This is a genomic window from Phycicoccus avicenniae, from assembly GCF_018139485.1.
GTDB classification, from domain to species: domain Bacteria; phylum Actinomycetota; class Actinomycetes; order Actinomycetales; family Dermatophilaceae; genus Phycicoccus; species Phycicoccus avicenniae.
In genome coordinates this window covers 36,811-61,043 of the sequence record NZ_JAGSNF010000025.1, presented here as the reverse complement: position 1 = coordinate 61,043, position 24,233 = coordinate 36,811, and the positions used below count along the sequence as shown (strand labels likewise).

20 protein-coding genes are annotated in these 24,233 nt (G+C 74.6%); 15 read left to right on the top strand and 5 right to left on the bottom strand.

Annotation, left to right across the window (positions count from 1 at the left end; genetic code table 11):
• The first annotated feature begins 28 nt into the window (after positions 1-28).
• The 7 genes from dxr (at position 29) to KC207_RS16525 (ending at position 8,174) form a co-directional block, all read left to right on the top strand.
• Complete coding sequence (gene dxr / locus KC207_RS16555) at positions 29-1,246, top strand: 1-deoxy-D-xylulose-5-phosphate reductoisomerase (RefSeq protein WP_211604429.1); 1,218 nt, start codon at positions 29-31, stop codon at positions 1,244-1,246.
• A 4-nt stretch (positions 1,247-1,250) separates the two neighbouring features.
• Entirely contained in the window at positions 1,251-2,612 is a 1,362-nt protein-coding gene (locus KC207_RS16550) for a M50 family metallopeptidase (protein WP_249138823.1), read from the top strand.
• 55 nt (positions 2,613-2,667) lie between these two features.
• The gene (ispG, locus tag KC207_RS16545; RefSeq protein WP_211604428.1) at positions 2,668-3,828 is read left to right on the top strand and encodes a flavodoxin-dependent (E)-4-hydroxy-3-methylbut-2-enyl-diphosphate synthase; all 1,161 of its coding nucleotides are present in this window, start codon (positions 2,668-2,670) and stop codon (positions 3,826-3,828) included.
• Positions 3,829-3,883: 55 nt separating this feature from the next.
• The gene (locus tag KC207_RS16540; RefSeq protein ID WP_211604427.1) at positions 3,884-4,729 is read left to right on the top strand and encodes a GNAT family N-acetyltransferase; all 846 of its coding nucleotides are present in this window, start codon (positions 3,884-3,886) and stop codon (positions 4,727-4,729) included.
• A gap of 108 nt (positions 4,730-4,837) precedes the next feature.
• Entirely contained in the window at positions 4,838-6,607 is a 1,770-nt protein-coding gene (locus KC207_RS16535; RefSeq protein WP_211604426.1) for a proline--tRNA ligase, read from the top strand.
• Positions 6,604-7,365, top strand: a complete 762-nt coding sequence (locus KC207_RS16530; RefSeq protein WP_211604425.1) for an HAD family hydrolase — start codon at positions 6,604-6,606, stop codon at positions 7,363-7,365. Before KC207_RS16535 ends, KC207_RS16530 begins: the two co-directional genes overlap by 4 nt.
• 29 nt (positions 7,366-7,394) lie before the next feature.
• Positions 7,395-8,174, top strand: coding sequence for a TSUP family transporter (locus tag KC207_RS16525; protein ID WP_211604424.1), 780 nt, complete (start codon positions 7,395-7,397; stop codon positions 8,172-8,174).
• Between the two features lie 13 nt (positions 8,175-8,187).
• Here the strand turns inward: KC207_RS16525 and KC207_RS16520 are convergent, their stop codons facing one another.
• A complete protein-coding gene (locus tag KC207_RS16520; RefSeq protein ID WP_367616066.1) occupies positions 8,188-10,149 on the bottom strand; it encodes an alpha-amylase family protein in 1,962 nt (653 codons plus the stop codon).
• 567 nt (positions 10,150-10,716) lie between these two features.
• Complete coding sequence (locus KC207_RS16515) at positions 10,717-12,714, bottom strand: thioredoxin domain-containing protein (RefSeq protein ID WP_211604423.1); 1,998 nt, start codon at positions 12,712-12,714, stop codon at positions 10,717-10,719.
• A gap of 147 nt (positions 12,715-12,861) precedes the next feature.
• On the opposite strand from KC207_RS16515, the gene KC207_RS16510 reads away from it, so the two are divergent.
• Together KC207_RS16510 and KC207_RS16505 are read left to right on the top strand one after the other, a co-directional pair.
• Positions 12,862-15,222: a molybdopterin cofactor-binding domain-containing protein gene (locus KC207_RS16510; protein WP_249138822.1), complete on the top strand. Its 2,361-nt coding sequence runs from the start codon at positions 12,862-12,864 to the stop codon at positions 15,220-15,222.
• Between the two features lie 11 nt (positions 15,223-15,233).
• Positions 15,234-15,710 (top strand): (2Fe-2S)-binding protein, encoded by a 477-nt coding sequence (locus KC207_RS16505; protein WP_211604422.1) that lies wholly within the window; start codon positions 15,234-15,236, stop codon positions 15,708-15,710.
• A gap of 51 nt (positions 15,711-15,761) precedes the next feature.
• Here KC207_RS16505 and KC207_RS16500 read toward each other — a convergent pair whose 3' ends face one another.
• Genes KC207_RS16500 through KC207_RS16490 form a run of 3 tightly spaced genes read right to left on the bottom strand, consistent with a single transcriptional unit; the run spans position 15,762 to position 17,641 of the window.
• Positions 15,762-16,382 (bottom strand): protein kinase family protein, encoded by a 621-nt coding sequence (locus KC207_RS16500; protein ID WP_211604421.1) that lies wholly within the window; start codon positions 16,380-16,382, stop codon positions 15,762-15,764.
• Between the two features lie 6 nt (positions 16,383-16,388).
• Positions 16,389-16,667 carry a hypothetical protein gene (locus KC207_RS16495; protein WP_211604420.1) on the bottom strand — a complete coding sequence of 93 codons (279 nt, stop codon included), beginning with the start codon at positions 16,665-16,667 and terminating at the stop codon, positions 16,389-16,391.
• On the bottom strand, positions 16,664-17,641 hold the full coding sequence (locus KC207_RS16490) for a hypothetical protein (protein ID WP_211604419.1): 978 nt from the start codon (positions 17,639-17,641) through the stop codon (positions 16,664-16,666). Before KC207_RS16490 ends, KC207_RS16495 begins: the two co-directional genes overlap by 4 nt.
• Positions 17,642-17,744: 103 nt before the next feature.
• Here KC207_RS16490 and rimP point away from each other — a divergent pair, with 103 nt between their 5' ends.
• The 6 genes from rimP to truB all read left to right on the top strand — a co-directional run bounded on the left by rimP (position 17,745) and on the right by truB (position 24,230).
• Positions 17,745-18,260, top strand: a complete 516-nt coding sequence (rimP, locus tag KC207_RS16485) for a ribosome maturation factor RimP (protein WP_211604418.1) — start codon at positions 17,745-17,747, stop codon at positions 18,258-18,260.
• A gap of 3 nt (positions 18,261-18,263) precedes the next feature.
• Positions 18,264-19,328, top strand: coding sequence for a transcription termination factor NusA (gene nusA / locus KC207_RS16480; RefSeq protein ID WP_211604417.1), 1,065 nt, complete (start codon positions 18,264-18,266; stop codon positions 19,326-19,328).
• A gap of 104 nt (positions 19,329-19,432) precedes the next feature.
• The gene (locus KC207_RS16475; protein ID WP_249138821.1) at positions 19,433-19,675 is read left to right on the top strand and encodes a YlxR family protein; all 243 of its coding nucleotides are present in this window, start codon (positions 19,433-19,435) and stop codon (positions 19,673-19,675) included.
• A 93-nt stretch (positions 19,676-19,768) separates the two neighbouring features.
• The gene (infB, locus tag KC207_RS16470) at positions 19,769-22,579 is read left to right on the top strand and encodes a translation initiation factor IF-2 (protein ID WP_211604416.1); all 2,811 of its coding nucleotides are present in this window, start codon (positions 19,769-19,771) and stop codon (positions 22,577-22,579) included.
• Positions 22,580-22,801: 222 nt separating this feature from the next.
• Entirely contained in the window at positions 22,802-23,275 is a 474-nt protein-coding gene (rbfA, locus tag KC207_RS16465; protein ID WP_211604415.1) for a 30S ribosome-binding factor RbfA, read from the top strand.
• Positions 23,259-24,230, top strand: a complete 972-nt coding sequence (gene truB, locus KC207_RS16460; RefSeq protein WP_211604414.1) for a tRNA pseudouridine(55) synthase TruB — start codon at positions 23,259-23,261, stop codon at positions 24,228-24,230. Before rbfA ends, truB begins: the two co-directional genes overlap by 17 nt.
• Positions 24,231-24,233: the final 3 nt, after the last annotated feature.

Below are 24,233 nucleotides of genomic sequence, written 5' to 3'. Positions count from 1 at the left end.
GGTGACCGTCGGCACGGACAATGGGGCGGTGAGCATCCGCACCGTCGCCGTCCTCGGGTCCACCGGCTCCATCGGGACCCAGGCCCTGGAGGTCATCGCCCGTCACCCGGACCGTTTCCGCGTCGTCGCCCTGGCGGCGGGCGGCAACACCGACCTCCTCGCCAGGCAGGCCGCCGCCACCGGGGCGGGCTTCGTCGCCGCCGCGAGCGGTGACGCCGAGGACCTCGGGGCCGCCGTCGCCGAGCACGGGCGCGCCGCCGGTGGCGGGTCCGGGACCCCCGAGGTGGTCGTCGGCCCGGACGCGGCGACCGAGGCCGCCTCCCGCGGCGCCGACGTCGTCCTCAACGGGATCACCGGCTCGATCGGGCTGCGGCCCACGCTGGCCGCGCTGGAGGCCGGGTCCACTCTGGCGCTGGCGAACAAGGAGTCGCTCATCGTCGGGGGACCGCTCGTGCGCGCCGCGGCGGCGCCCGGTCAGATCGTGCCGGTCGACTCCGAGCACAGCGCCATCGCCCAGTGCCTGCGCGGCGGCCGGGCGGAGGAGGTGCGCCGCCTCGTGGTCACCGCGAGCGGGGGTCCCTTCCGCGGCCGTACGCGCGCCGAGCTGGCCGACGTCGCCCCGCAGCAGGCGCTCGCCCATCCGAACTTCTCGATGGGGCGCGTCATCACGACGAACTCGGCGACGCTCGTCAACAAGGGGCTCGAGGTCATCGAGGCCCACCTGCTCTTCGACGTCCCCTTCGCCCGGATCGACGTCGTCGTCCACCCCCAGCAGTGGATCCACTCGATGGTCGAGTTCCACGACGGGTCGACGATCGCCCAGGCCGGCCCGCCGCGGATGCTCGTCCCGATCGCGCTCGGGCTGTCCTGGCCGGAGCGGCTCGAGGACGTCGACGTGCCGTGCGACTGGTCCGCGCCGCAGTCGTGGGACTTCCACCCGCTCGACGACGAGGCGTTCCCGGCCGTGCGGCTCGCCCGCGAGGTGGGGGAGGCCGGCGGGGCGTCCCCCGCGGTCTACAACGCGGCGAACGAGGTCGCGGTCGACGCCTTCCACGACGGGGCGCTGCCGTTCGTCGGGATCGTCGACACCGTCTCCCGGGTCGTGGCCGCGCACCACGACCGGGAGGCGCACAATGGAGGGGAACTCGACGCCTCGAGCGTCGACTCGGTGCTCGCCGCGGACCGGTGGGCCCGGAAGCAGGCCCGGCAGGTCGTCGGGACCGGTGGGACCGACCCCAGGGAGTGACCGCGTGACCACACTCGCGTTCGTCCTCGGCGTGCTCTTCATGGCCGTCGGGCTCGCGCTGTCCATCGCCCTGCACGAGATCGGCCACCTCGTGCCGGCGAAGCGGTTCGGCCTGCGGGTGCCGCAGTACATGGTCGGGTTCGGTCCGACGCTGTGGTCCCGGCGGCGCGGGGAGACCGAGTACGGCGTCAAGGCCATCCCGCTCGGCGGCTACATCCGGATGATCGGGATGTTCCCGCCGCGCCCCGGGGACGACGGACGGCTGCGGGCCTCGAGCACCGGACGGTTCAGCCAGCTCATGGACGAGGCGCGCGCCGCGAGCCTCGAGGAGGTCCGCCCGGGCGACGAGAACCGGGTCTACTACCGGCTCAAGGTCTGGCAGAAGGTCGTCATCATGATGGGCGGCCCGACGATGAACCTCCTCATCGGGGTCGTGCTGCTCACCCTCCTGCTCACCGCGCACGGGGTGCCGACCGCGCAGCCCGGAGCAGTCGTCGCCGAGGTGTCCCGCTGCGTCGTCCCCGCCACCGAGGCGACGGCGACGACGTCGTGCGACGGACGCCCCGAGACGCCCGCGCTCGCCGCGGGGGTGCAGCCCGGCGACACGATCGTCTCGATCGCGGGGGAGCCCGTCGAGGCGATCGGCGACGTCGGCCGGCTCATCCGGCCCGAGACGGGCACCGAGGTGCCGATCGTCGTCGAGCGCGACGGCGCGACGCTCACCCTCACGGCGACCCCCATCCGCAACCTGCTGCCCGAGGTCGACGCCGACGGCATCCCCGTGACGGCCGAGGACGGCAGCATTCGCACGACCGAGGCGGGCTTCCTCGGGGTGACGACGCGCCAGCCCACCGAGCTCGTCCGCCAGCCGGCGACGGCCGTCCCCGGGTACGTGTGGGACTACACGACCCGCACCGCGCAGGCGCTGGTCCAGGTGCCGCAGCGGATGGTCGGGGTGTGGAACGCCGCCTTCGGTGGTGCCGAGCGCGACGCCGAGGGGCCGATGTCGGTCGTCGGCGTCGGCCGGGTCGCCGGTGAGGTGAGCGCCGGGCAGTACGACGACCTGCTCGGGGGCACGCCCGCCGACCGGATGTGGACGCTCGTCACGCTGCTCGCGGCGCTCAACTTCATGCTCTTCGTCTTCAACCTCGTCCCCCTCCTGCCGCTCGACGGCGGGCACGTCGCCGGGGCCCTGTGGGAGGGGCTGAAGCGTCAGGTCGCCCGGCTGCGGGGACGCCCCGACCCGGGGTACGTCGACGTGGCGAAGGCGCTCCCGGTGGCGTACTCCGTCGCCGTCGTCCTCATCGGGATGTCCGCGCTGCTCATCTACGCCGACCTCGTCAACCCGGTCGACCTCGGCGGCTGACCGGGGGCGACCCGCGGGTTCAGGGGACGTCCAGGTACCGGACTACCCTGGAAACATGTCCGTCTCGCTCGGTATGCCCAGCGCGCCCCCGCCCGTCCTCGCCCCTCGCCGCCCCAGCCGGAAGATCCGGGTCGGCGGCGTCGAGGTCGGAGGTGACGCCCCGGTCTCGGTCCAGTCGATGACGACGACGCCGACGACCGACATCAACGCCACCCTCCAGCAGATCGCCGAGCTCACGGCCGCCGGCTGCGACATCGTGCGCGTCGCGTGCCCGAGCCAGGACGACGCCGAGGCCCTCCCGGCGATCGCGCGGAAGAGCCAGATCCCGGTCATCGCCGACATCCACTTCCAGCCGAAGTACGTCTACGCGGCGATCGAGGCCGGGTGCGCGGCCGTGCGGGTCAACCCGGGCAACATCCGCAAGTTCGACGACCAGGTCAAGGAGATCAGCCAGGCGGCCAAGGACGCCGGGGTCTCGCTGCGGATCGGGGTCAACGCCGGCTCGCTCGACAAGCGGATCCTCGACAAGTACGGCAAGCCGACCGCCGAGGCGCTCGTCGAGTCCGCGGTCTGGGAGGCGAGCCTGTTCGAGGAGCACGACTTCCACGACTTCAAGATCTCGGTCAAGCACAACGACCCCGTCGTCATGGTCCGCGCCTACGAGATGCTCGCCGAGCGCGGCGACTGGCCGCTGCACCTCGGCGTCACCGAGGCCGGCCCGGCGTTCCAGGGCACGATCAAGTCCGCCACGGCCTTCGGCGCGCTGCTGAGCAAGGGCATCGGCGACACGATCCGGGTCTCGCTCTCGGCCCCGCCGGTCGAGGAGGTCAAGGTCGGCATCCAGATCCTGCAGAGCCTCAACCTGCGCCCCCGCAAGCTCGAGATCGTCTCCTGCCCGTCGTGCGGCCGCGCCCAGGTCGACGTCTACAAGCTCGCCGACGAGGTGACCGCGGGCCTCGAGGGGATGACCGTCCCGCTGCGGGTCGCCGTCATGGGCTGCGTCGTCAACGGCCCGGGGGAGGCCCGCGAGGCCGACCTCGGCGTCGCGTCCGGCAACGGCAAGGGCCAGATCTTCGTCAAGGGAGAGGTCATCAAGACGGTCCCCGAGAAGGACATCGTCGAGACCCTCATCGAGGAGGCCATGCGGATCGCCGAGGAGATGGGCGAGCCGGAGGACGAGGGGTCCGCGGGCAGCCCGAGCATCACCGTCGGCTGAGACCGTCGACCCGGGACGCAGACGCCGCGTCCGCACGGGCCCTACGCTGAGAGGCGTGCTGCGCACCCGCTCCCCGGTCCGGCCGCTGTCGGTCGCCGACCGTGACGCCGCCCTCGAGGTGTGCGCCCGCGAGCCGGCCGTGGGGGTGTTCGCCGCGGCCCGCATCCTCGAGGGGTCGGCCGCGGGGTCGCTGTCGTCGGTGCTCGGCCACCGGGAGGACGGCGTCCTCGACGGGATCTGCTGGGCGAGCGCGAACGTCGTCCCGGTCGGCACGACCGAGGCGAGCCGCCCGCTCTTCGCCGAGCGCCTGCGGCGCTGGCGCGGCCGGTGCGCGTCGGTGTTCGGCCCCCGCGAGGAGGTCGTCGGGCTCTGGCAGCACCTCGAGCCGCACTGGGGGCCGGCCCGCGCGGTCCGCGCCCACCAGCCGCTGCTCGTCGCCGACCGCCCGCCCTCGACGCTCGGGGTCGAGCCCGACCCCCGGGTGCGGCTCGCACGGCGGGACGAGGTCGACCTCGTGCTGCCGGCCGCCGAGCACATGTTCACCGCCGAGATCGGCTACCCGCCCTACACGGGGAGCAGCCGGGGCTACCGGGCCTCCCTCGCCTCGCTCGTCGGGCGCGGCCACACCTACGTCGTCGTCGAGGACGGCGAGGTGGTCTTCAAGACCGACATCGGCAGCCTCGCCCTCGGCTGCGCCCAGCTCCAGGGGGTGTGGGTGACGCCCCGGCTGCGCGGCCAGGGCCTGGCCGTCCCGATGCTCGCCGCCGTCCTCGAGCACCTCATGGTCGGTCCGGCGCCGCTCGTCAGCCTCTACGTCAACGCCTTCAACGCCCCGGCCCGCGCGACCTACGAGCGCCTCGGCTTCCGTGCCGAGGGCGAGTTCACGACCGTCCTGCTCTGACCGGGGGTGACCGCGCGGCGGGGACCGGGGGAAACCGCGCGGCGGACCGGTCGGCCGCGTCGTTATCCTTGCCGGGTCCCGCACCCCGACGCCCCCAGGAGCCTCCCCGTGGCCATGCGCATGTCGTCCCTGTTCCTGCGAACCCTTCGCGAGAACCCGGCGGACGCGGAGGTGCCGAGCCACCGGCTGCTCGTGCGGGCGGGCTACGTCCGCCGGGTGAGCCCCGGCATCTACACGTGGCTGCCGCTCGGCCTGCGGGTCTTCCGCCGCGTGGAGGCGGTCGTCCGCGAGGAGATGGACGCCATCGGTGCCCAGGAGCTGCTCTTCCCCGCGCTGCTGCCGCGCGAGCCCTACGAGGCCTCCGGCCGCTGGGAGGAGTACGGCCCGAACGTCTTCCGCCTCAAGGACCGGCGCGGCGACGACTACCTCCTCGGCCCGACGCACGAGGAGATGTTCACCCTCGCGGTCAAGGACCTCTTCAGCTCCTACAAGGACCTTCCGCTGTCGATCTACCAGATCCAGACGAAGTACCGCGACGAGGCACGGCCGCGGGCCGGACTGCTGCGCGGGCGCGAGTTCGTCATGAAGGACAGCTACTCCTTCGACCTCGACGAGGCCGGGCTGGACAAGAGCTACCAGCTGCACCGCGACGCCTACGTCCGGATCTTCGACCGGCTCGGCTTCCACTACGTCATCGTCCAGGCGATGGCCGGTGCGATGGGCGGGTCGAAGTCCGAGGAGTTCCTCGCGACGGCCGAGAACGGCGAGGACACCTACGTCCACTGCCCGGGCTGCGGGTACGCCGCGAACGTCGAGGCCGTGCGCGTGCCGGTGCCCGACCCCGTCGACGCCTCCGGCGTGCCGGCGGCGCACGTCGAGGACACCCCCGACACCCCGACGATCGACACCCTCGTCGCCCACCTCGAGCAGGCCTTCCCCCGCGGGGACGGGCGGGCCTGGACCGCGGCGGACACGCTGAAGAACGTCGTCGTCACCCTCGTCCACCCCGACGGCACCCGCGAGCCGCTCGCCATCGGCGTGCCCGGCGACCGCGACGTCGACGAGAAGCGGCTCGCCGCCCAGGTCGAGCCGGCGGTCGTCCAGGCCTTCGACGAGAAGGACTTCGCCGCGCACCCGGTCCTCGCCAAGGGCTACATCGGCCCCGGCGTGCTCGGCTCCGAGCGGTCGAGCGGCATCCGCTACCTCCTCGACCCGCGGGTCGTCGACGGCACGGCCTGGGTCACCGGAGCCGACGAGACCGGCCGGCACGTCCTCGACCTCGTCGCCGGCCGCGACTTCACCGCGGACGGCACGATCGAGGCCGCCGAGGTCCGCGACGGCGACGCGTGCCCCTCGTGCGGGCACGCCCTCGAGTCCGCCCGCGGCATCGAGATGGGCCACATCTTCCAGCTCGGCCGCAAGTACGCCGAGGCCCTGGACCTGCAGGTCCTCGACGAGAACGGCAAGCTGCGCACGGTGACGATGGGCTCGTACGGCGTCGGGGTCTCCCGGGCCGTCGCGTGCGTCGCCGAGGGGAACCACGACGAGCTCGGCCTCGTCTGGCCGCGCGAGCTCGCCCCGGCCGACGTCCACCTCGTCGCCACCGGCAAGGACCAGGCGGTGTACGACTACGCCGAGGAGCTGACCCGGGCCCTCGACGCCCGCGGGGTCGAGGTCCTCCTCGACGACCGGAAGCAGGCGAGCCCCGGCGTGAAGTTCAAGGACGCCGAGCTCGTCGGCGTCCCGACGATCGTCGTCGTCGGCCGCGGGCTCGCCGAGGGCACCGTCGAGATCAAGGACCGGCGCTCGGGCGAGCGCCGGGAGGTGCCCTCCGACGGCGCCGTCGAGGAGGTCCTGCGCGAGATCGGCCGCGCATGACCGCCCGGCCCGTCGAGGCCGTCGTCTTCGACTGGGGCGGCACCCTCACCCCGTGGCACGACGTCGACCTGCCCGAGCAGTGGCGCGTCTTCGCCCGGGAGGTGCACGGCGTCCCCGTCGGCTCCGACGAGGTCCCGCAGGAGGACCTCGACGCCGCCCACGACCTCGCCGACCGGATCCTCGCGGCCGAGGGCGCCGCGTGGGCCCGGGGGCGCGACGAGCACTCCTCCGCCGCGCTCGCGGACATCCTCGACGCCGCCGGCGTCGACGCCGAGCACGACCGGCACCACCTCGCGCTCGCCGCGTACCGCCGGTTCTGGGAGCCGCACACGCACACCGACCCGCAGGTCCGCCCGCTCTGGGAGGGGCTGCGGGAGCGGGGGATCGCCGTCGGCGTCCTGTCGAACACCATCTGGAGCCGCGACTACCACCGCGAGATCTTCGCGCGGGACGGCGTCCTCGACCTCGTCGACGCCGACCTGTACTCCAGCGAGCTCGACCACGTGAAGCCGCACCCCGAGGTCTTCCGCGCGGCGTGCCGGGCCGTCGACGTCGCCCCCGAGCACGCCGTCTACGTCGGTGACCGGCTCTTCGAGGACGTCCACGGCCCGCAGCAGGTCGGGATGCGCGCGGTGTGGGTGCCGCACTCGGTCCTGCCGGCCGACCAGAAGGTCGAGGTCGACGCCGTTCCCGACGCGCAGGTCCAGGAGCTGCGCGAGGTGCTCGACGTCGTCGACGCGTGGTGCGGCCGTGGCTGAGCGTCGTGCCGCCGCGGGGACCCCCACCGGTGGCTGACCCCGACCTCACCGTCCTGCTGCTCCTCGCTCTCGCAGGGTTCGTCGCCGGCTGGGTCGACGCCGTCGTCGGCGGCGGCGGGCTCGTCCAGCTGCCGGCCCTGCTCGTCGGCGTGCCCGGGGCGACGCCCGCGCAGGTGCTGGCGACGAACAAGATCGCGGCGGTGTGGGGAACGGCCGTCTCGTCGGCCACCTACTACAGGCGGGTGCGCCCGGACCTGAGGACGGCGCTCCCGATGGCGGGGATCGCCTACCTCGGCGCCGTCGGCGGAGCGCTCCTCGGGCTCCACGTGCCCAAGAGCGCGTTCAACCCGGTCATCCTCGTCATGCTCGTCGTCGTCGGGGCCTACACCCTGCTCAAGCCCTCGGCCGGCGAGCTCACGGCGCTGCGCTGGAGCGGTGCCCGGCACACCACCGCCGCCGTCCTCACCGGCTTCGCGATCGGCGCCTACGACGGGGCGCTCGGCCCGGGGACGGGGAGCTTCCTCGTGTTCGCGCTCGTCGGGCTGCTCGGCTACGCGTTCCTCGAGGCGAGCGCGACGGCGAAGATCGTCAACCTCGCGACGAACCTCGGGGCGCTCACCGTCTTCCTCCCCGGCGGCCACGTCCTGTGGGAGGCCGGGCTCGTCATGGCCGCGACGAACGTCGTCGGGGGGTACGTCGGCGCACGGACCGCCGTGGCGCGCGGGAGCCGGTTCGTCCGCGGCATCTTCGTGGTCGTCGTCGGGGCGTTCGTCGTGCGGATCGGCGGGGACCTCCTCGGCCTCTGGTGAGGCGGCCCCGGCGTCAGGACGGGGGCACGGGCACCGCCGCGGCGTGCGCGACGGCCTCGCGGGCCGCCTCCTCGGGCACGAGCCAGAGCACGGCGTGGGGCGGGAGCCGGACGAGGTCGTGCTCGGCGTCCCAGGAGGGTGCGGAGCCGGTGAGCGCGTCGACCGCCGACGCGAGCCCGAGGTCACGGACCCGCCACCCCGGCCACGTCCGCTCCCCCGGGGTCACGTTGTACACCCCGGCGAACCGGCCGAGGGGGTGGTCGCGCAGGGTCACGAGGACCCCGGGGTCGTCGACGGGGCCGAGCACGGTCGCCACCGACGCGTGCAGGTGCGGCAGCGCCGACCGGGTGCGGACGAGGTGCCGCAGGTCCCCGAACACGCGCCCCGGGACGGTCGCGGGGTCGTGCCGCGCCGCGACCCGGTCCGGGTCCAGCCGGGGGCGGTGCGCCCACCGGTTGTCGTCCTCGTGCCCGGGCTCGCCGGCCCAGTGCGGGTCGTTCGGCTGGGCGAGCTCGTCGCCGCTCCAGATCACCGGGACCCCGCCCCAGCCGAGGACGACCGCGTGGGCGAGGCGCAGGGCCGCGAGGGCGCCGTCGACCTCGGCGGGCGTCCTCGCCGCCTCGAGCCCGACGAGCGAGGCCGCCGTCCCCGACGTCCGCCGGTCCCCGGTCACGGGGTTCAGCTGGAAGGTCAGCCCGCGGGCGGGGGAGCCGGGGAAGCCCCCGGTGAACCAGTCCGCGAGGAAGGCGCGGTGGGCGTGCCCGGAGAGACCGACGGCTGCGGCGTCCTCGTCGGAGACGGCCCAGCCGATGTCGTCGTGGCAGCGCAGGTAGGTCACCCACGTCGCGGTCGACGGCGCCGGGGGCAGCGACCCGAGGGCCTGCACCGCGAGCCGGACGTCGCGGGTCGCGAGCATCGACCACACCTGGACCATGAGGGAGTTGTGGTACGCGAGGTCGCTCACCTTGCCGGTGTGGCGACCCTGTCCGAGGTAGGCGAGCAGCTGGGCCGGCGCGACGATCGCCTCGGCCTTGAACGCGACCGACGGGCACGCGATCCGCGTCACCGCCCGTAGCACCTGGGTCAGCGCGTGCACCTCGGGCTGCCCCTGGCAGTCGGTGCCGAGCCGCTTCCACAGGAACGCGACGGCGTCGAGCCGCAGGACGTCGACGCCGAGGTTCGCCAGGTGCAGGACGACCCCGACGAGCTCGGCGAGCACGTCCGGGTTGCCCCAGTCGAGGTCCCACTGGAAGGAGTTGAAGGTCGTCCAGACCCACCCGTCGAGCTCGTCGTCCCACGTGAAGCTGCCGGGTGCGAAGTCCGGGAAGACCTCCGGCAGGGTCCGCTCGTAGGCGTCCGGCTCCGTGCGGTCGGGGAAGACGTGGAAGTACGCCCGGTAGCGGGGGTCGCCGGCGCGGGCCCGGACCGCCCAGTCGTGCTCCCGCGCGACGTGGTTGAGCACGAGGTCGAGGACCAGGCTCATGTCGTGGTCGTGGAGGACGTCGGCGAGGTCGGCGAGGTCCTGCGTCGTCCCGAGGTCGGGACGGACCTCGCGGTGGTCGACGACCGCGTAGCCGCCGTCGCTGTCGCCCTCGCGCGTCCGCAGGAGCGGCATGAGGTGCAGGTAGCGCACGCCGAGCTCCTCGAGGTAGGGCACCCGGGCCGCGACGCCGTGCAGGTCCCCGGCGAAGCGCTCGGTGTACGCGGCGTACCCCACCATGCCGGGGTCCTGGAGCCAGTCCGGGCGCAGCATCCGCTCCAGGTCGCGGCGGTGCAGCCGGTCCGGGCGGCGGGCGAAGGCCTCGGCGGCCAGCGCGACGAGACGGGCGCCCACCTCGGCGGAGCGGCCGGGGTGGACCGCCTCGAGCCCCTCGACGAGGTCCGGCCACCAGCGCTCGAGCCGCGCCCGGAGCATCTCGTCCCGGCCCCCGGGGTCGGCGGGCAGCGGCGGTGGGGGCGGGAGGCGTCCGGGCACGGCCCGATCATCCCGGAGTCCGGCCCCGGAGCACCACCGGGTACCGGCCCCGGGGGGACGCGGAGCACCGCCACCCTCGTCCGGACCTCGGGCGCCGTGGGACGACGACGGTCCGGCCCTGTGCAGGCGGGGCCGCCGCTGCTACCTTGGTGCCGTTCAGCCGATGTTCAGCAGGGGACGTCGGTGAGAGCACTCGAGGCCGATCATGTCCCGACCTCCCCAGGTCCACGGCCGCCGACCGTCTCGCGGTCGGTCCGCGCCCTCGGGCCCGTCGGGGTCCGGGTTCGTGCCCGGACCGGATCCCACCCCGTCGTCCCTGCACCCGCCTCCGGTGCGCCACCGGGGCGGGGGACACCTCCAGACCCGGCGTGTCGTGCTCAGGCGCGACGCGTCCGGTCCGTCGGTGCTCGTCATCGACGGACCGGCGGAGGCCGGACGGCGGTGACCCGCTCGCGGGTCACCTTCCCTCTGTGCCGTCCGGCTCCGTGGGACGCCCCCGGCGCGTGGCCGCACCCCACGCCCCGGGGGCGTTCTGCCGTCCGCCCCGCCCCGACCGGCGCGGACCGCTCACGACCCCCGCGACACCAGGAGGCCCTCCAGGTCGCCCACGGTGGTGACCGGGCGGTCGCACACGAAGCCCCGGCACACGTAGGCCGCCGGCCCCTCGTCCACGAACGGGCGGTCCGCCAGCAGCGGGACGCCCGGTGTGTCCGGCGCCCCCGCGACGACGACCGTCCCCGGGGAGGTCGACCGGCGGGCGGCACGGACCAGCGCCTCCGCCGACGGCCCGGAGCCGACGACGGCCACCTGCAGCGGGCCCGCCGCCGCGGCCTCGGCGACGGCGAGGGCCCAGCCGGCGAACCGTGGCTCCGACCCGGCGACCGCGCCACAGGCCGCGAGCGCGGTCTCCGCCGTGGTCCGCAGCGTGGTGTCACCGGACAGCGCGGCCGCGGTGAGCAGGGCGCCGGCGAGCGCCGAGGCGCCCGAGGGCTCGGCGTTGTCCGACCGTCCCGCCGGACGTGAGAAGAGGGCGGGGGCGTCGTGGGCCGTGTCGTGGACGTCCCCGTCGCCGTCGACGAACCGTTCGGTCGCGTCCCGCAGCACGGCGAGGGCCTCCGTGAGGTGGCGGGCCCGTCCCGTCGCCTGGTGGAGCGCGAGCAGCCCCTCGGCGAGGTCGCCGTGGTCGTCGAGGACGGCGGGGGCGAGCGAGGGCACCCCGTCCTTGGACGTCCGGCGCAGGCGGCCGTCGACGAGGTGGGTCGCGAGCACGTGGTCGGCGGCGGTCGTCGCGGCCTCGACGAGGTCGGGCCGCTCGAGGAGGACCCCGGCGTCCGCGAGCGCCGCGACGGCCAGGCCGTTCCACGCCGTGACGACCTTGTCGTCGCGGGCCGGCTGCGGGCGGGCGTCCCGCGCGGCGCGCAGCCGCGCGCGCACGTCGGACCACCAGACCGGGTCCCCAGGGTCCTCGAGCAGACGGAGCGTCGACGAGCCGTGCTCGAACGTGCCGGCCGGGGTCACCGACAGCAGGCTCGCGGCCCGCTCCCCGTCGGGCTCGCCGAGGACGTCGACGAGCTGCCCCGGTGTCCACGCGTACGTGAGGCCCTCGCGGGAGGCTCCGTCGACGACGGTGTCGGCGTCCAGGGCGGAGGCGAAGGCGCCGGCGGGGGTCCGCAGGTCGCGCAGGAGGAAGTCCGCCGTCTCCTCGGCGACGCGCCGCGCGAGCGGGTCCCCGGTCGCTCGCCACAGGTGGGCGTACACCCGCAGGAGGAGGGCGTTGTCGTAGAGCATCTTCTCGAAGTGCGGCACGACCCAGTCGGCGTCGACGGCGTACCGGGCGAAGCCGCCGCCCAGCTGGTCGTACATGCCGCCGCGGGCCATCGCCTCGCACGTGCGGCGGACCATCGCGAGCGAGTCCTCGGACCCGGTGCGGGCGTGGTGGCGCAGGAGGAACTCCAGGACCATCGACGGCGGGAACTTCGGGGCCCCGCCGAAGCCGCCGCGGGCGTCGTCGAACTGGGTCCGCAGCCGGAGGGCGGCGGCGTCGAGGACCTCGGGGCCGAGCGCCGCGCGCTCCCCGGGACCGGTGACCTCGCGCAGCCGGGCGGCGATGTGCGCGCCCGACGCGACCACCCGGTCCCGCTCGTCCCGCCAGAGGGCCGTGACGTTCGCGAGGAGGTCGAGGAGGTGCTCGCGCGGCAGGTAGGTCCCGGCGAAGAACGGCTCACCGTCGGGGGTGAGCAGGCACGTCATCGGCCACCCGCCCTGGCCGGTCAGCGCCGTCGTCGCGGCCATGTAGACGGCGTCGACGTCCGGGCGCTCCTCCCGGTCGACCTTGACGGCCACGAACCCCTCGGCGAGCACCCGGCCGACCTCGTCGTCCTCGAAGCTCTCGTGGGCCATGACGTGGCACCAGTGACACGCGGCGTAGCCGACGGAGAGGAACACCGGGACGTCCCGCCGACGGGCCTCGGCGAAGGCGTCCTCGCCCCACTCCCACCAGTCCACCGGGTTGTCGGCGTGCTGGAGCAGGTAGGGGGAGAGGGACTGCGCGAGCCGGTTCGCCATCCACCCACCGTACGGACCGGTCGTCCCACGGGGCGGGTCCGGCCCATCCGCCCCCGGGGAGGTCTCCGAACGTTTCGTACCCACGGGTAACGGGCCCCCTCTGGGTCACGACGTCGTGACCGGCCCCCGCCCGGGAAGGACAGGCCGATGACGACTGCCCACGACCACGACGCCGACGGGACCCGGACCATGCGATCCACGGACGGCTCGCCACCGGGAAGGGGGGTGAGCCGGCGCGGCTTCGTCGGCTGGGTCCTCGCGGGCAGCACCCTCGCGGTCGCCGCGGACCTCACGACGGGTGCGCAGCCGGCGCAGGCCGCGGTGCCCACCCCGCCGCAGGTCCCGGAGCTCTACGACCTCGGGGACCTCCAGACCCAGTCGGCCCTCCCGACGTCGCAGCTCATCACGATCACCGTCGACGAGGACGGTCTCGCGCACTTCGCGATGCCGCGGATGGAGGTCGGCCAGGGCATCACGACCGCGGCGGCGATGATCATCGCCGAGGAGCTCGACATGGCGGTCGAGGACGTGCGGGTCACCCTGGCCCCCGCCCGCCCCGAGCTCGTCTTCAACCAGCTGACCGGTGGCTCGAACACGATGCAGTCGATGTTCACCCCGATCCGGGTCGCCGCCTCGGTCGCCAAGGGCAGGCTGCTCGCCGCGGCCGCGACCGCGCTCGGGGCGCAGGTCTCGGGTCTCACGACGAAGGCCGGCGTCGTCACGCGCACCGACGGCGCGTCCGTGACGTACGGCGAGCTGTCCGCCGCGGCGGCGAGCGACGAGACCGTCGCCGTCGAGGTCGGGCTCAAGGCCCGGGACGGCTTCGACGTCCTCGGCACCCCCCGCTCCCGCGACGACGCGCTCGCCGCGGTCACCGGCCGCAAGCAGTTCACGATGGACCTCGACGTGCCGGACGCCCTGCCCACGATGCTGTGCCGGCCGCCGACCCTCAACGGCTCGCCGCGATCGCTGCGCAACCGGGCGCAGGTCGAGGCGATGCCGGGCGTCACCGACGTCGCCGTCGTCGACACCGGGGTCGCCGTGCGCGCCGCGACCTTCGGCCAGTGCATCGACGCCGTCCGTGCGATGGACGTCGACTGGGAGGGTGGGCCGGTCGACGGGGAGGACGACGCCTCGATCCTCGCCGAGCTGAAGCGGGCCGAGATCCCGATGGTCGTGCCGAAGGTCCCGTTGCTCGCGACGACGCTCGACCTCGAGGTCGAGTTCATGTTCCGCAGCAGCGCCGCGCTCGAGCCGAACTGCGCGATCGCCGACGTGCGGCCCGACCGGGCGACCGTGTGGTCCGGGCTCAAGGCCCCGATCGTCGCGCAGCGCGACGTCGCGAAGGCCGTGGGGCTGCCGCAGTCCGCCGTCGAGGTCAACGTCGTCACCGGCGGCGGCTCCTTCGGGCACAAGCTCTTCGGCGACGCCGCGGTGGAGGCCGCGGTCGTGTCGAAGGCGATGGGCAAGCCGGTCAAGCTGCTGTGGCACCGCGCCGACGAGCCGCGCCAGGGCCGGCTGCACCCGATGGCCACCTCGCGGGTGCGGGCGACGACCCTCGCCGGGCAGGTGCTCACCTACGAGCAGCGGCACACGAGCGTCGTCACCGACTTCGGGCACGGGCTCGGGGAGCGCCTCACGGCGCTCGCCGCGGAGCTGCCGGCGAACCTCGGCGGGCTCACCCTGTCGCAGTCGATCTTCACCCTGACCCAGGAGACGCCGTACGACTACGGCGTCGTGACCCAGCTGCTCAGCGAGGTCGACACCCGCTTCAACACCGGCAGCATGCGCAACATCTACTCACCGGACGTCGCGGTCGCCCGTGAGCTCATGACCGACCTGCTCGCGCGCCGCGTCCGCAAGGACCCGTACCGCTTCCGCAAGGAGTTCGTCCGCAACGAGAAGGTGCGCCGCTGCCTCGACACCGTCGCCGAGGTCGGCGGCTGGGGCCGCTCACTGCCGGACGGGGTGACCCAGGGGATCGCGGTCCACGCCGAGTACAAGGGCGCGACCGCCGTCCTCGTCGAGCTCGACACCCGGCCGGAGACCGTCGGCCGGCGGATCCGGAACGCGGTGACCGGCCCGCGGGTCACGAAGGCGGTCATCGCCGTCGACGCCGGCTTCGTCGTCAACCCCCGGGGGCTCGAGGCGCAGATGATGGGCGGCGTCGCCGACGGCATCGCCCTCGCGCTCACGAGCAGCTGCCACCTGGAGGACGGGCACTTCCTCGAGGCGAGCTGGGACAACTACTTCTACACCCGGCAGTGGAACACCCCGCCGGAGTTCGAGTGCGTCGTCATGGACTCCGACGACGAGCTGCCCGGCGGCGCCGGCGAGGCGGGCGTCGCCGCGTCGGTCTCGGCCGTCGCCTGCGCGTACGCCCGGGCCACCGGCACCGTGCCGACCCGCTTCCCGATCAACCACGACGGCCCGCTGGCCTTCGAGCCGAAGTCGTTCGTCCCGTCCGTCCCCGCGTCGCCCGTCAACGGGCTCGACCTCACGTCCTGAGGAGCACACCGATGGCACAGCACACCTTCCGGGTCAACGGAGAGACCGTCACGGTCGACGTCGAGGACGACGTCCGCCTGCTCTGGGTCCTGCGGGACGTCCTCGGGATCACCGGCCCGAAGTACGGGTGCGGGATCAACGTCTGCAAGGCCTGCACGTCGCACGTCAACGGCCGCGCCTTCAACCCGTGCTCGGTGCGGGTCGGCGACCTCGGCCCCGACGACGAGGTGACGACGATCGAGGGCCTCGCGGACACCGTCGATGACGACCTGCACCCGATGCAGCAGGCGTGGGTCGAGCGCGACGTCGCCCAGTGCGGCTACTGCCAGCCCGGCCAGATCATGGCCGCCGTCGCGCTCGTGCGGGCGGTCCGCGAGGAGGGCCGCACCGTCACCGACGACGACCTCGACACGATCCGCAACATCTGCCGGTGCGGCACGTACACCCGCATCCGCGAGGCCGTGAAGGACGGCGCCGAGCGGATGTGACGCCCGGCCGGGGGCGCCCGCCCGTCGGGCGCCCCCGACCGCACGACGCGGTCAGTCGTCGAGCGCCTTCATGACGGCGAGGTCGAGGCTCAACGCGGTCTCGTCGGCCCCCGACTCGGCCGTGCGGGCGACCTCGACCCCGGCGCGCAGCAGGGTCCAGGCCCGGGCCTCCTCGGGGTCCAGCCCCGCCGCGTCGGCGACAAGGGCGAGCCGGTGCCGGACCGACCAGCGCAGAGCCGTGCCCGTGCCGAGGTCGGCCGGCCGCATCCGTACCGCGGGCCACACGTCCCACGCGGGATGACCGGCGAGCGGCTCCGGCAGCACGGCGACCGGATCACCGTGGTCGAGGCGCAGCGCACGGTCGTCGAGGGCCCCGTGCAGCAGCCGAGGGAGCGTGCCCTCGGAGCCGAGCAGGTCGGCCGCGAGCCCCCGGGTGCGGGTGGCGACCCGACGGGGGACCGAGGGCAGGTGGGGCAGCCGCTCCAGCAGCGGGGGGACCACCGTGGCGATCGTGGGCACCGACGGCGGGGCGGGGACGCGCAGCCGTCGCAACAGCGCCCCGACGGCCTCGCACACCGGGTCGTCCCACCACGCGTCGTCGAGCGGCTCGAGCCGCGGGTGCAGGAGGAGGCCCCGGGAGGGCAGCGCCGCGACGAGGGCGGCGGCGGCCACCCCGTCTCACGTCCGGAGGGCGACCTGGGCGGTCCGGGTGGCCCGACGCGGCCGGTGCGCCACGAGGGTCAACGGCTCGTCCCGCCGTCGCACCGGCAGCAGGAGGGCCTGCGGCGCCGCGGTCGGCGGTCCGTCGACGGTGAGCGTCCACCGGTCCAGGGCCTCGGCGACGTGCCCGGGCAGTGCGGACAGCCACGCCGCACCGCTCGGGCCGTCCTCCGCGGGAAGTTCCGGGACCCCCGTCCGCCACGCCTCGGGCAGTGCCGCGAGGTCGAGCGCCGTCACGCGAGCCCGGGGAACGGCTGGAGGTCCGCCCCCCAGCGGTGGACCTCGACCTCGACGGGACCGAGCCAGCGCACGACCCCGGCCACCCCCGTGGCGCCGTCGCCCGACACGACCTCGGCGGCGGCCCCGCCGATCGTGGCCCGCAGCGCGAGGAGGGTGTCGAGGACGAGGCGGTCGACGTCGCGGCCGGTCTCGACGGGGCCCGGGAGGGGGCGGCCGAGGACCGCGCCGTCCGGGACGTCGCGGGACAGGTCGGCGTGCAGGGTGTCGAGCGTCCCGAGGGTCCGCGCCGCCCGGTCGCGTCGGGACCCCGAGGAGCGGGCGGCCGCGACCTCGAGGAAGTAGCGCGCCGCCCCCGCGGCCTCGGCGAGCCGGGCGACCGGCGCGGCGTCGACGACGTCGTCGACGAGCACCGGGGGAGCGCCCCCGAGCAGGACGGCGGCGGCCCACCGCTGGGCGTGCAGGGTCGTGACCGGTCCGCGCAGGTCCTCGCCGACGTCCGCGACCGCGGCGAGGTCGTCGAGGACGACCGCCTCCGCCGCGGCGAGCCGCCGCCGGGCCGGGACCGCGGGCGTGCCGGACGGGCTCCCGGACGGCGTCGGGGCAGGGGCGGCCGGCGTTTGAACACTCGTCGAGGGCCGGGGTCCGTCCGGCCCGGGGTCGGCGAGGCGCTCCGGCGGCATCCCGCCGCGCAGCAGGGCCGTGCGCACGACGGTGACCTGGCGCCGGTGCAGCGCGGCGAGCGCGCTCGGGAGCGGACCGTCGGTGTCGCCGGCCAGTCCGGCGAGCGCCGCGCTGTCCGCGACGAGCCGGACGAGCAGGTCCTCGGCGGGCAGCGGGGTGCGGACCGGGACGAGCGGGACCCGCGGGGCGTCGTCCTCGAGCCGGATGCCGCAGCCCGTGAGCAGGGCCGTGCCCGCGACGGCCAGCACGACGGGGCGCCGGCGCGGACGCGGGGTCTCGGCGGCCGGCATGGACGGCATCCTCCCACGGTGCACCGACCCCGCACGGGTGCCCTAGGGTGGGGTTCCCCCGGCGCCCGCCGGACGAGAACTGCACAGGGAGGACCGATCCGTCATGGCCACCGTCGACCGCGTCCTGCCCGTGCTCCGCGAGGCCCTCACCGGCTCCGGTCTCGTCCTCGAGGACGTCACCGTGACCCCCGCCGGCAAGCGCCGCGTCGTCCGCGTGCTCGTCGACCGCGACCTCGGCGACGTCGACACCGTGACCGAGGTCGTCCCCCCGCTCTCGCTCGACGAGGTGGGCGACGCGACCGGCCTCGTCGGGGACGCCCTCGACACCGCCGACGTCCTCGGCGAGCAGCCGTACACCCTGGAGGTGTCCTCGCCGGGCGTCGGTCGACCGCTCACCGAGCCGCGGCACTTCCAGCGCAACGTCGGCCGCCTCCTCACCGTGACGACCGCCGAGGGGGACGTGGCCGGGCGGCTCGTGGCCGCCGACCGGGCCGGCCTCACCCTCGCGTCGGGCGGCCCGAAGACCCCCACCACCGAGCGGACCCTGGGCTACGACGACGTGCAGCGTGCCGTCGTCGAGGTCGAGTTCGGGCGTCCGACCGAGACGAAGGAGAGCTGAGACGTGGACATCGACCTCGCGGCCCTGCGCGCCCTGGAGCGGGAGCGCGGCATCTCGCTCGACGTCATCGTCCCGGCCATCGAGCAGGCCCTGCTCCTCGCCTACCAGCGCACCGAGGGGCACTACCGCAACGCCCGCGCCGAGCTGGACCGGGGGAGTGGGCACGTCGTCATCTGGGCCCGCGAGGAGACCGAGGTCCCGGCACCGGAGGGCGAGGTCGACGAGGAGGGTGCCCCCGCCCGTCCGCGTCGCGAGCTCGGCCCCGAGTTCGACGACACCCCGACCGGCTTCGGCCGGGTCGCCGCCGCGACCGCGCGTCAGGTCATCGTGCAGCGGATGCGCGACATCGAGGACGATGCGATCCTCGGCGACTTCCGCGGCCGTGAGGGGGACATCGTCGCCGGTGTCGTCCAGCAGAGCCCGGACCCGCGGCACGTCACCGTCGACTTCGGGACGGTCGAGGGGATCCTGCCGGCCGCCGAGCAGGTCCCCGGCGAGACCTACCCCCACGGGGCGCGGCTGCGGACCTTCGTCGTGTCGGTGCGCCGTGGTCCGCGCGGCCCGCAGATCGGGCTCTCGCGGACCCACCCGAACCTCGTCCGCAAGCTCTTCGCCCTCGAGGTCCCCGAGATCGCCGACGGCAGCGTCGAGATCGCCGCGCTGGCGCGCGAGGCGGGTCACCGGACGAAGATCGCGGTGCACTCGACCGTCCCCGGCCTGAACGCCAAGGGCTCCTGCATCGGGCCGATGGGTCAGCGGGTGCGCGCGGTCATGGCCGAGCTCCAGGGCGAGAAGATCGACATCGTCGACTGGTCCTCCGACCCGGCCGAGTTCATCGCCGCGGCGCTCTCGCCCGCCCGGGTCGCCTCCGTCGAGGTCGTCGACCCGTCGCTGCGGGCCGCGCGCGTCGTCGTCCCGGACTACCAGCTCTCGCTCGCCATCGGCCGGGAGGGGCAGAACGCCCGGCTCGCGGCGAAGCTGACGGGCTGGCGGATCGACATCCGACCCGACACCGGACCCGGGTCGGGCACGTCCGTCGACGCCGGCGACACGCCCGAACCCGCGTAGGCGTTAGACTGGTGGGGATCGACCGGACTGGACCCCGTCCGTCGGCCCCGGTGCGCACGTGCATCGGGTGTCGTCGGGTGGATAGCCGGTCGACACTCCTGCGAGTGGTGCTCGGGCAGGGGGAGAGCGGCCCCACGGTCGTCCCCGACCCGCAGCGCCGTCTCCCGGGGCGCGGGGCGTGGCTGCACGCCGACCCCACGTGCCTCGACCTCGCCGTCCGCCGTCGGGCGTTCGGTCGCGCGCTGCGCAGCGGCGCCGGCCCGGACACCGCAGCGGTGGCCGACTGGGTCAGGGCCCGGGCGCAGGAGGACAACCGTCACGAGATCGAGAACCGGAAGCGGGTCTGAACGCGATGAGCACCCGATGAGTACTCAGCGATGAGTTCCCCCCAGCTGTAACGACGGTCCGCGCCGCGCGGCACGGACCTGGACAGGAGAGATGTGTCGAAAGTCCGTGTGAGCGCCCTCGCGAAGGAGCGCGGTGAGACGAGCAAGGTCGTCCTCGCCCGCCTGAACGAGATGGGCGAGTACGTCAAGAGCGCCAGCTCGACGATCGAGGCGCCGGTGGTCCGGCGCTACAACGAGAAGTACCCGGCCGAGGAGGCCGCGGCCAAGCCCGCCAAGAAGGCGCCGGCGAAGAAGGCCCCCGCCGCGAAGCCGGGTTCCGCCGCGCCCGCGGCCCCGGAGCAGTCGGCCCCCGCGCCGCAGGCCCCGTCCGCCGCCCCGACGCCGGCTCCGGCCCCCGCCGAGCCGACGCCGTCCGCACCGGCGCCCTCCGCCCCCGCGGCGGACTCCACGCCGGCCGCCCCGGCCGCGCCGACCCCCGGTCCGGCGAGGCCGGCCGCCCCGACCCCGTCCGCCCCGGCGCCCGCCGCGCCGTCCGCGCCGGCCGCCCGTGAGGGCGGCGGCCGCGAGGGTGGCGGTCGCCAGGGCGGTTCCCCGCGTCCGGGCCCGCGCCCGGCCGGTCCGCGTCCGGGCAACAACCCGTACGCCTCGAGCCAGGGCATGGGCCGCTCCCGCGGGGGTGAGTCCACCCGTCCGGGCAACAACCCGTTCGCGTCGAGCCAGGGCATGCCGAAGCCGCGCTCCGGCCCGGGACCGCGTCCCGGTGGGTCGCAGGGTCCGGCGGGTCCGCGCCCCGGTGGTGGCGGCGCCCGTCCGAGCCCCGGGATGATGCCCGACCGCAGCGCGGTCGCGCGTCCCGGTGACCGTCCCGCCCGTGGTGGCGGTCGCGGTGGCCCCGGCGGCGGTGGCGGCGGTCCCCGCGGCGGCTTCGGTGGTCGTCCCGGCCCCGGTGGCCGTGGCGGTCGTGGCAGCACCCAGGGCGCCTTCGGGCGCGGTGGTGGCCGTCCGCAGCGAGGCCGCAAGTCCAAGCGCGCGAAGCGCCAGGAGTTCGAGCAGATGCAGGCGCCGTCGATCGGTGGCGTCAGCGTCCCGCGCGGCGACGGCTCGACGATCGTCCAGGTCCGTCAGGGCGCCTCGCTCACCGACTTCGCGGACAAGATCGACGCGAACCCCGCGTCGCTCGTCACCGTGCTGTTCCACCTCGGTGAGATGGCGACGGCGACGCAGAGCCTCGACGAGGACACCTTCAAGCTCCTCGGCTCCGAGCTCGGCTACGACATCCGGATGGTCTCCCCCGAGGAGGAGGAGCGCGAGCTCTTCGACTCGTTCGAGATCGACATGGAGTACGGCGTCGACGCCGAGGACGACGACACCCTCGAGGCGCGGCCGCCGGTCGTCACCGTCATGGGTCACGTCGACCACGGGAAGACGCGGCTCCTCGACGCCATCCGCAACGAGGACGTCGCCGGTGGCGAGTCCGGTGGCATCACGCAGCACATCGGTGCCTACCAGATCCACAAGGAGCACGAGGGCGTCGAGCGCGCCATCACCTTCATCGACACCCCGGGTCACGAGGCGTTCACCGCCATGCGTGCCCGTGGTGCCAAGGTGACGGACATCGCGATCCTCGTCGTCGCCGCCGACGACGGCGTCATGCCGCAGACCATCGAGGCGCTCAACCACGCCCAGGCGGCGGACGTCCCGATCGTCGTCGCGGTCAACAAGGTCGACGTCGACGGTGCGAACCCGCAGAAGGTGCGTCAGCAGCTCACCGAGTACAACCTCATCGCCGAGGAGTACGGCGGCGAGACGATGTTCGTCGACGTGTCCGCGCGACAGGGTCAGAACATCGACTCGCTGCTCGACGCGGTGCTGCTCACCGCCGACGCGGCCCTGGACCTGCGGGCCAACCCGGACCGGGACGCCCGCGCGGTCGCCATCGAGGCCAACCTCGACAAGGGCCGCGGCGCCACGGCGACGGTGCTCATCCAGTCCGGCACGCTCCGGGTCGGCGACGCCATCGTCACCGGTGCCTCGCACGGTCGCGTCCGCGCCCTGCTCGACGAGCACGGCAACAACCTCGACGAGGCCGGGCCGTCGCGTCCGGTCCAGGTGCTCGGGCTGTCCTCGGTCCCGCGGGCCGGTGACACGTTCATCGTGGCGCCGGACGACCGGACGGCGCGTCAGATCGCCGAGAAGCGGGAGGCCGCGGACCGGCAGGCGTCGCTCGCCAAGGCCCGCAAGCGCATCTCGCTCGAGGACCTCAACGAGGCCCTCGCGCAGGGCAAGGTCGACACCCTCAACCTCATCCTCAAGGGTGACGTGTCGGGTTCGGTCGAGGCCCTCGAGGACGCGCTGCTGCAGATCGACGTCGGCGACGAGGTCGACCTGCGGATCATCGACCGCGGTGTCGGCGCCATCACGCTGAACAACATCAACCTCGCGATGGCGTCCGACGCGATCATCCTCGGCTTCAACGTGCGGGCCGAGGGCCAGAACGCGGAGGTCGCCGAGCGCGAGGGCGTCGAGATCCGGTACTACTCGGTCATCTACCAGGCGATCGAGGAGATCGAGCAGGCGCTCAAGGGCATGCTCAAGCCGGAGTACGAGGAGGTCGAGCTCGGCACCGCGGAGATCCGCGAGATCTTCCGGTCCAGCAAGTTCGGCAACATCGCCGGGTCGATCGTCCGCGGCGGGGAGATCAAGCGGGGCTCCAAGGCCCGCATCACCCGCGACGGCGTCGTCATCGCCGAGAACGTCGAGGTGGCCGGTCTGCGCCGGTTCAAGGACGACGTCACGGAGGTCCGCGAGGGCTACGAGTGCGGTATCAACCTCGGCAGCCACAACGACCTGCAGCTCGGCGACATGATCAGCACCTACGAGATGAGGGAGAAGCCGCGGGCCTGACCCCCTGGTCCCACCCGCCCCACTGACCTCGACATTTCGGGGTCACCCCGAAATGCCCCGTGAGGCAAGACATCGGTTGTCTTGCCTCACGGGGCGTTCCCTTGCCTCGAGCGGCCGCGCTCGGCAGAGCCGACCGCGGTGCGCGCCGGTCGAGCGCGGATGACTACGCTGAGGAGCCGTCCCAGCCGAGGACGACCAGCCCGCCCGAACGAAGGAGGAGCCGTGGCCGACGAAGCACGTGCCCGCCGGGTCGCCGACCGCATCAAGACGGTGACCGCCGCGAACCTGGAGGCCATCGTCAAGGACCCCGACCTGGGATTCGTCACGGTGACCGACGTCCGGGTCACCGGCGACCTCCAGCACGCCTCCCTCTTCTACACCGTCTTCGGCGACGAGGAGCAGCGCGAGACGACCGCCCGCCTCCTGGAGGCGAACAAGGGCCGGCTGCGCTCGTTCGTCGGCAAGCAGCTCGGCATCCGGCTCACCCCGACCCTCGAGTGGGTCGCCGACGCCATCCCCGAGAACGCCGCGCACCTGGAGGACCTGCTGCGCGAGGCCCGCGAGCGGGACGCCGAGGTCGCCCGGACCTCCGCCGGCGCCCACTACGCCGGCGAGGCCGACCCGTACCGCAAGGAGCGGGCGGAGGACCTCGAGGACGCCGACGACGTCGAGGCGCCGGGTGCCGCCGAGCGCTGACGCCCCGCGCCGCGACCCCCAGCGTCCCGACGCCCCGCGCCCCGCCGCGACCCCGGACGGCCTCCTCGTCGTCGACAAGCCGCAGGACTGGACGAGCCACGACGTCGTCGCGCGCTCCCGGCGGCTCTGCGGCACGCGGAAGGTGGGGCACGCCGGCACCCTCGACCCGATGGCCACGGGGGTCCTCGTGCTCGGTGTCGGGCGCGCGACGAAGCTGCTGACCTTCCTCGTCGGCGCGGACAAGGACTACACGGCGACCGTCCGGCTCGGCCAGGACACCCTCACCGACGACGCGGAAGGCGAGGTGACGACCGCGGCGGGGGCCACCGACCTCGACCGCGCCGCTCTCGACGCGGCGGTCGCCGACCTCACCGGCGCGATCGACCAGGTGCCGAGCGCCGTGAGCGCCGTCAAGGTCCAGGGGGAGCGGTCCTACCACCGCGTCCGCGCGGGGGAGGAGGTCGACCTGCCCGCCCGCCCGGTCCGGGTCGACCGGTTCGAGGTGCTCGACGTGCGACCCACCCGCGTCGCGGACCTGCCCGTCGTCGACGTCGACGTCGCGGTCACCGTCTCCTCGGGCACGTACGTCCGGGCCCTCGCCCGCGACCTCGGCGCCGCCCTCGGGACCGGGGGCCACCTCACCGCGCTGCGCCGGACGCGGGTCGGCGGCTACGGGCTCGACGTGGCCCACCCGCTCGCCGACCTCGAGGCCCGACAGGGCGCCCCGATGCCCGTCCTCCCGCTCGCGGAGGCGGCCCGCGCGGGGTTCCTCGCCCGCTCGCTCGAGGCCGCCGAGGCGCGGGCCCTCGGGTACGGCCAGCGCATCGCGTCGGCCGCTCCCGGGCGCTCCGTGCCCGTCGCCGCGTTCGCCCCGGACGGCTCCCTCGTCGCGATGCTCGACGAGTCCTCGTCCACCGCGCGCTCCCTCGTCGTCTTCGCTCCGGCCCGTCCGTAGAGT

Excerpts from the sequence above, each read along its gene's own strand:
- rimP (WP_211604418.1), top strand. The coding sequence starts at position 17,745 with ATGGCCACCGTCGACCGCGTCCTGCCCGTGCTCCGCGAGGCCCTCACC.
- KC207_RS16505 (WP_211604422.1), top strand. The coding sequence starts at position 15,234 with ATGGCACAGCACACCTTCCGGGTCAACGGAGAGACCGTCACGGTCGAC.
- KC207_RS16515 (WP_211604423.1), bottom strand. The coding sequence starts at position 12,714 with ATGGCGAACCGGCTCGCGCAGTCCCTCTCCCCCTACCTGCTCCAGCAC.
- KC207_RS16510 (WP_249138822.1), top strand. The coding sequence starts at position 12,862 with ATGACGACTGCCCACGACCACGACGCCGACGGGACCCGGACCATGCGA.
- ispG (WP_211604428.1), top strand. The coding sequence starts at position 2,668 with ATGTCCGTCTCGCTCGGTATGCCCAGCGCGCCCCCGCCCGTCCTCGCC.
- KC207_RS16530 (WP_211604425.1), top strand. The coding sequence starts at position 6,604 with ATGACCGCCCGGCCCGTCGAGGCCGTCGTCTTCGACTGGGGCGGCACC.
- KC207_RS16490 (WP_211604419.1), bottom strand. The coding sequence starts at position 17,641 with ATGCCGGCCGCCGAGACCCCGCGTCCGCGCCGGCGCCCCGTCGTGCTG.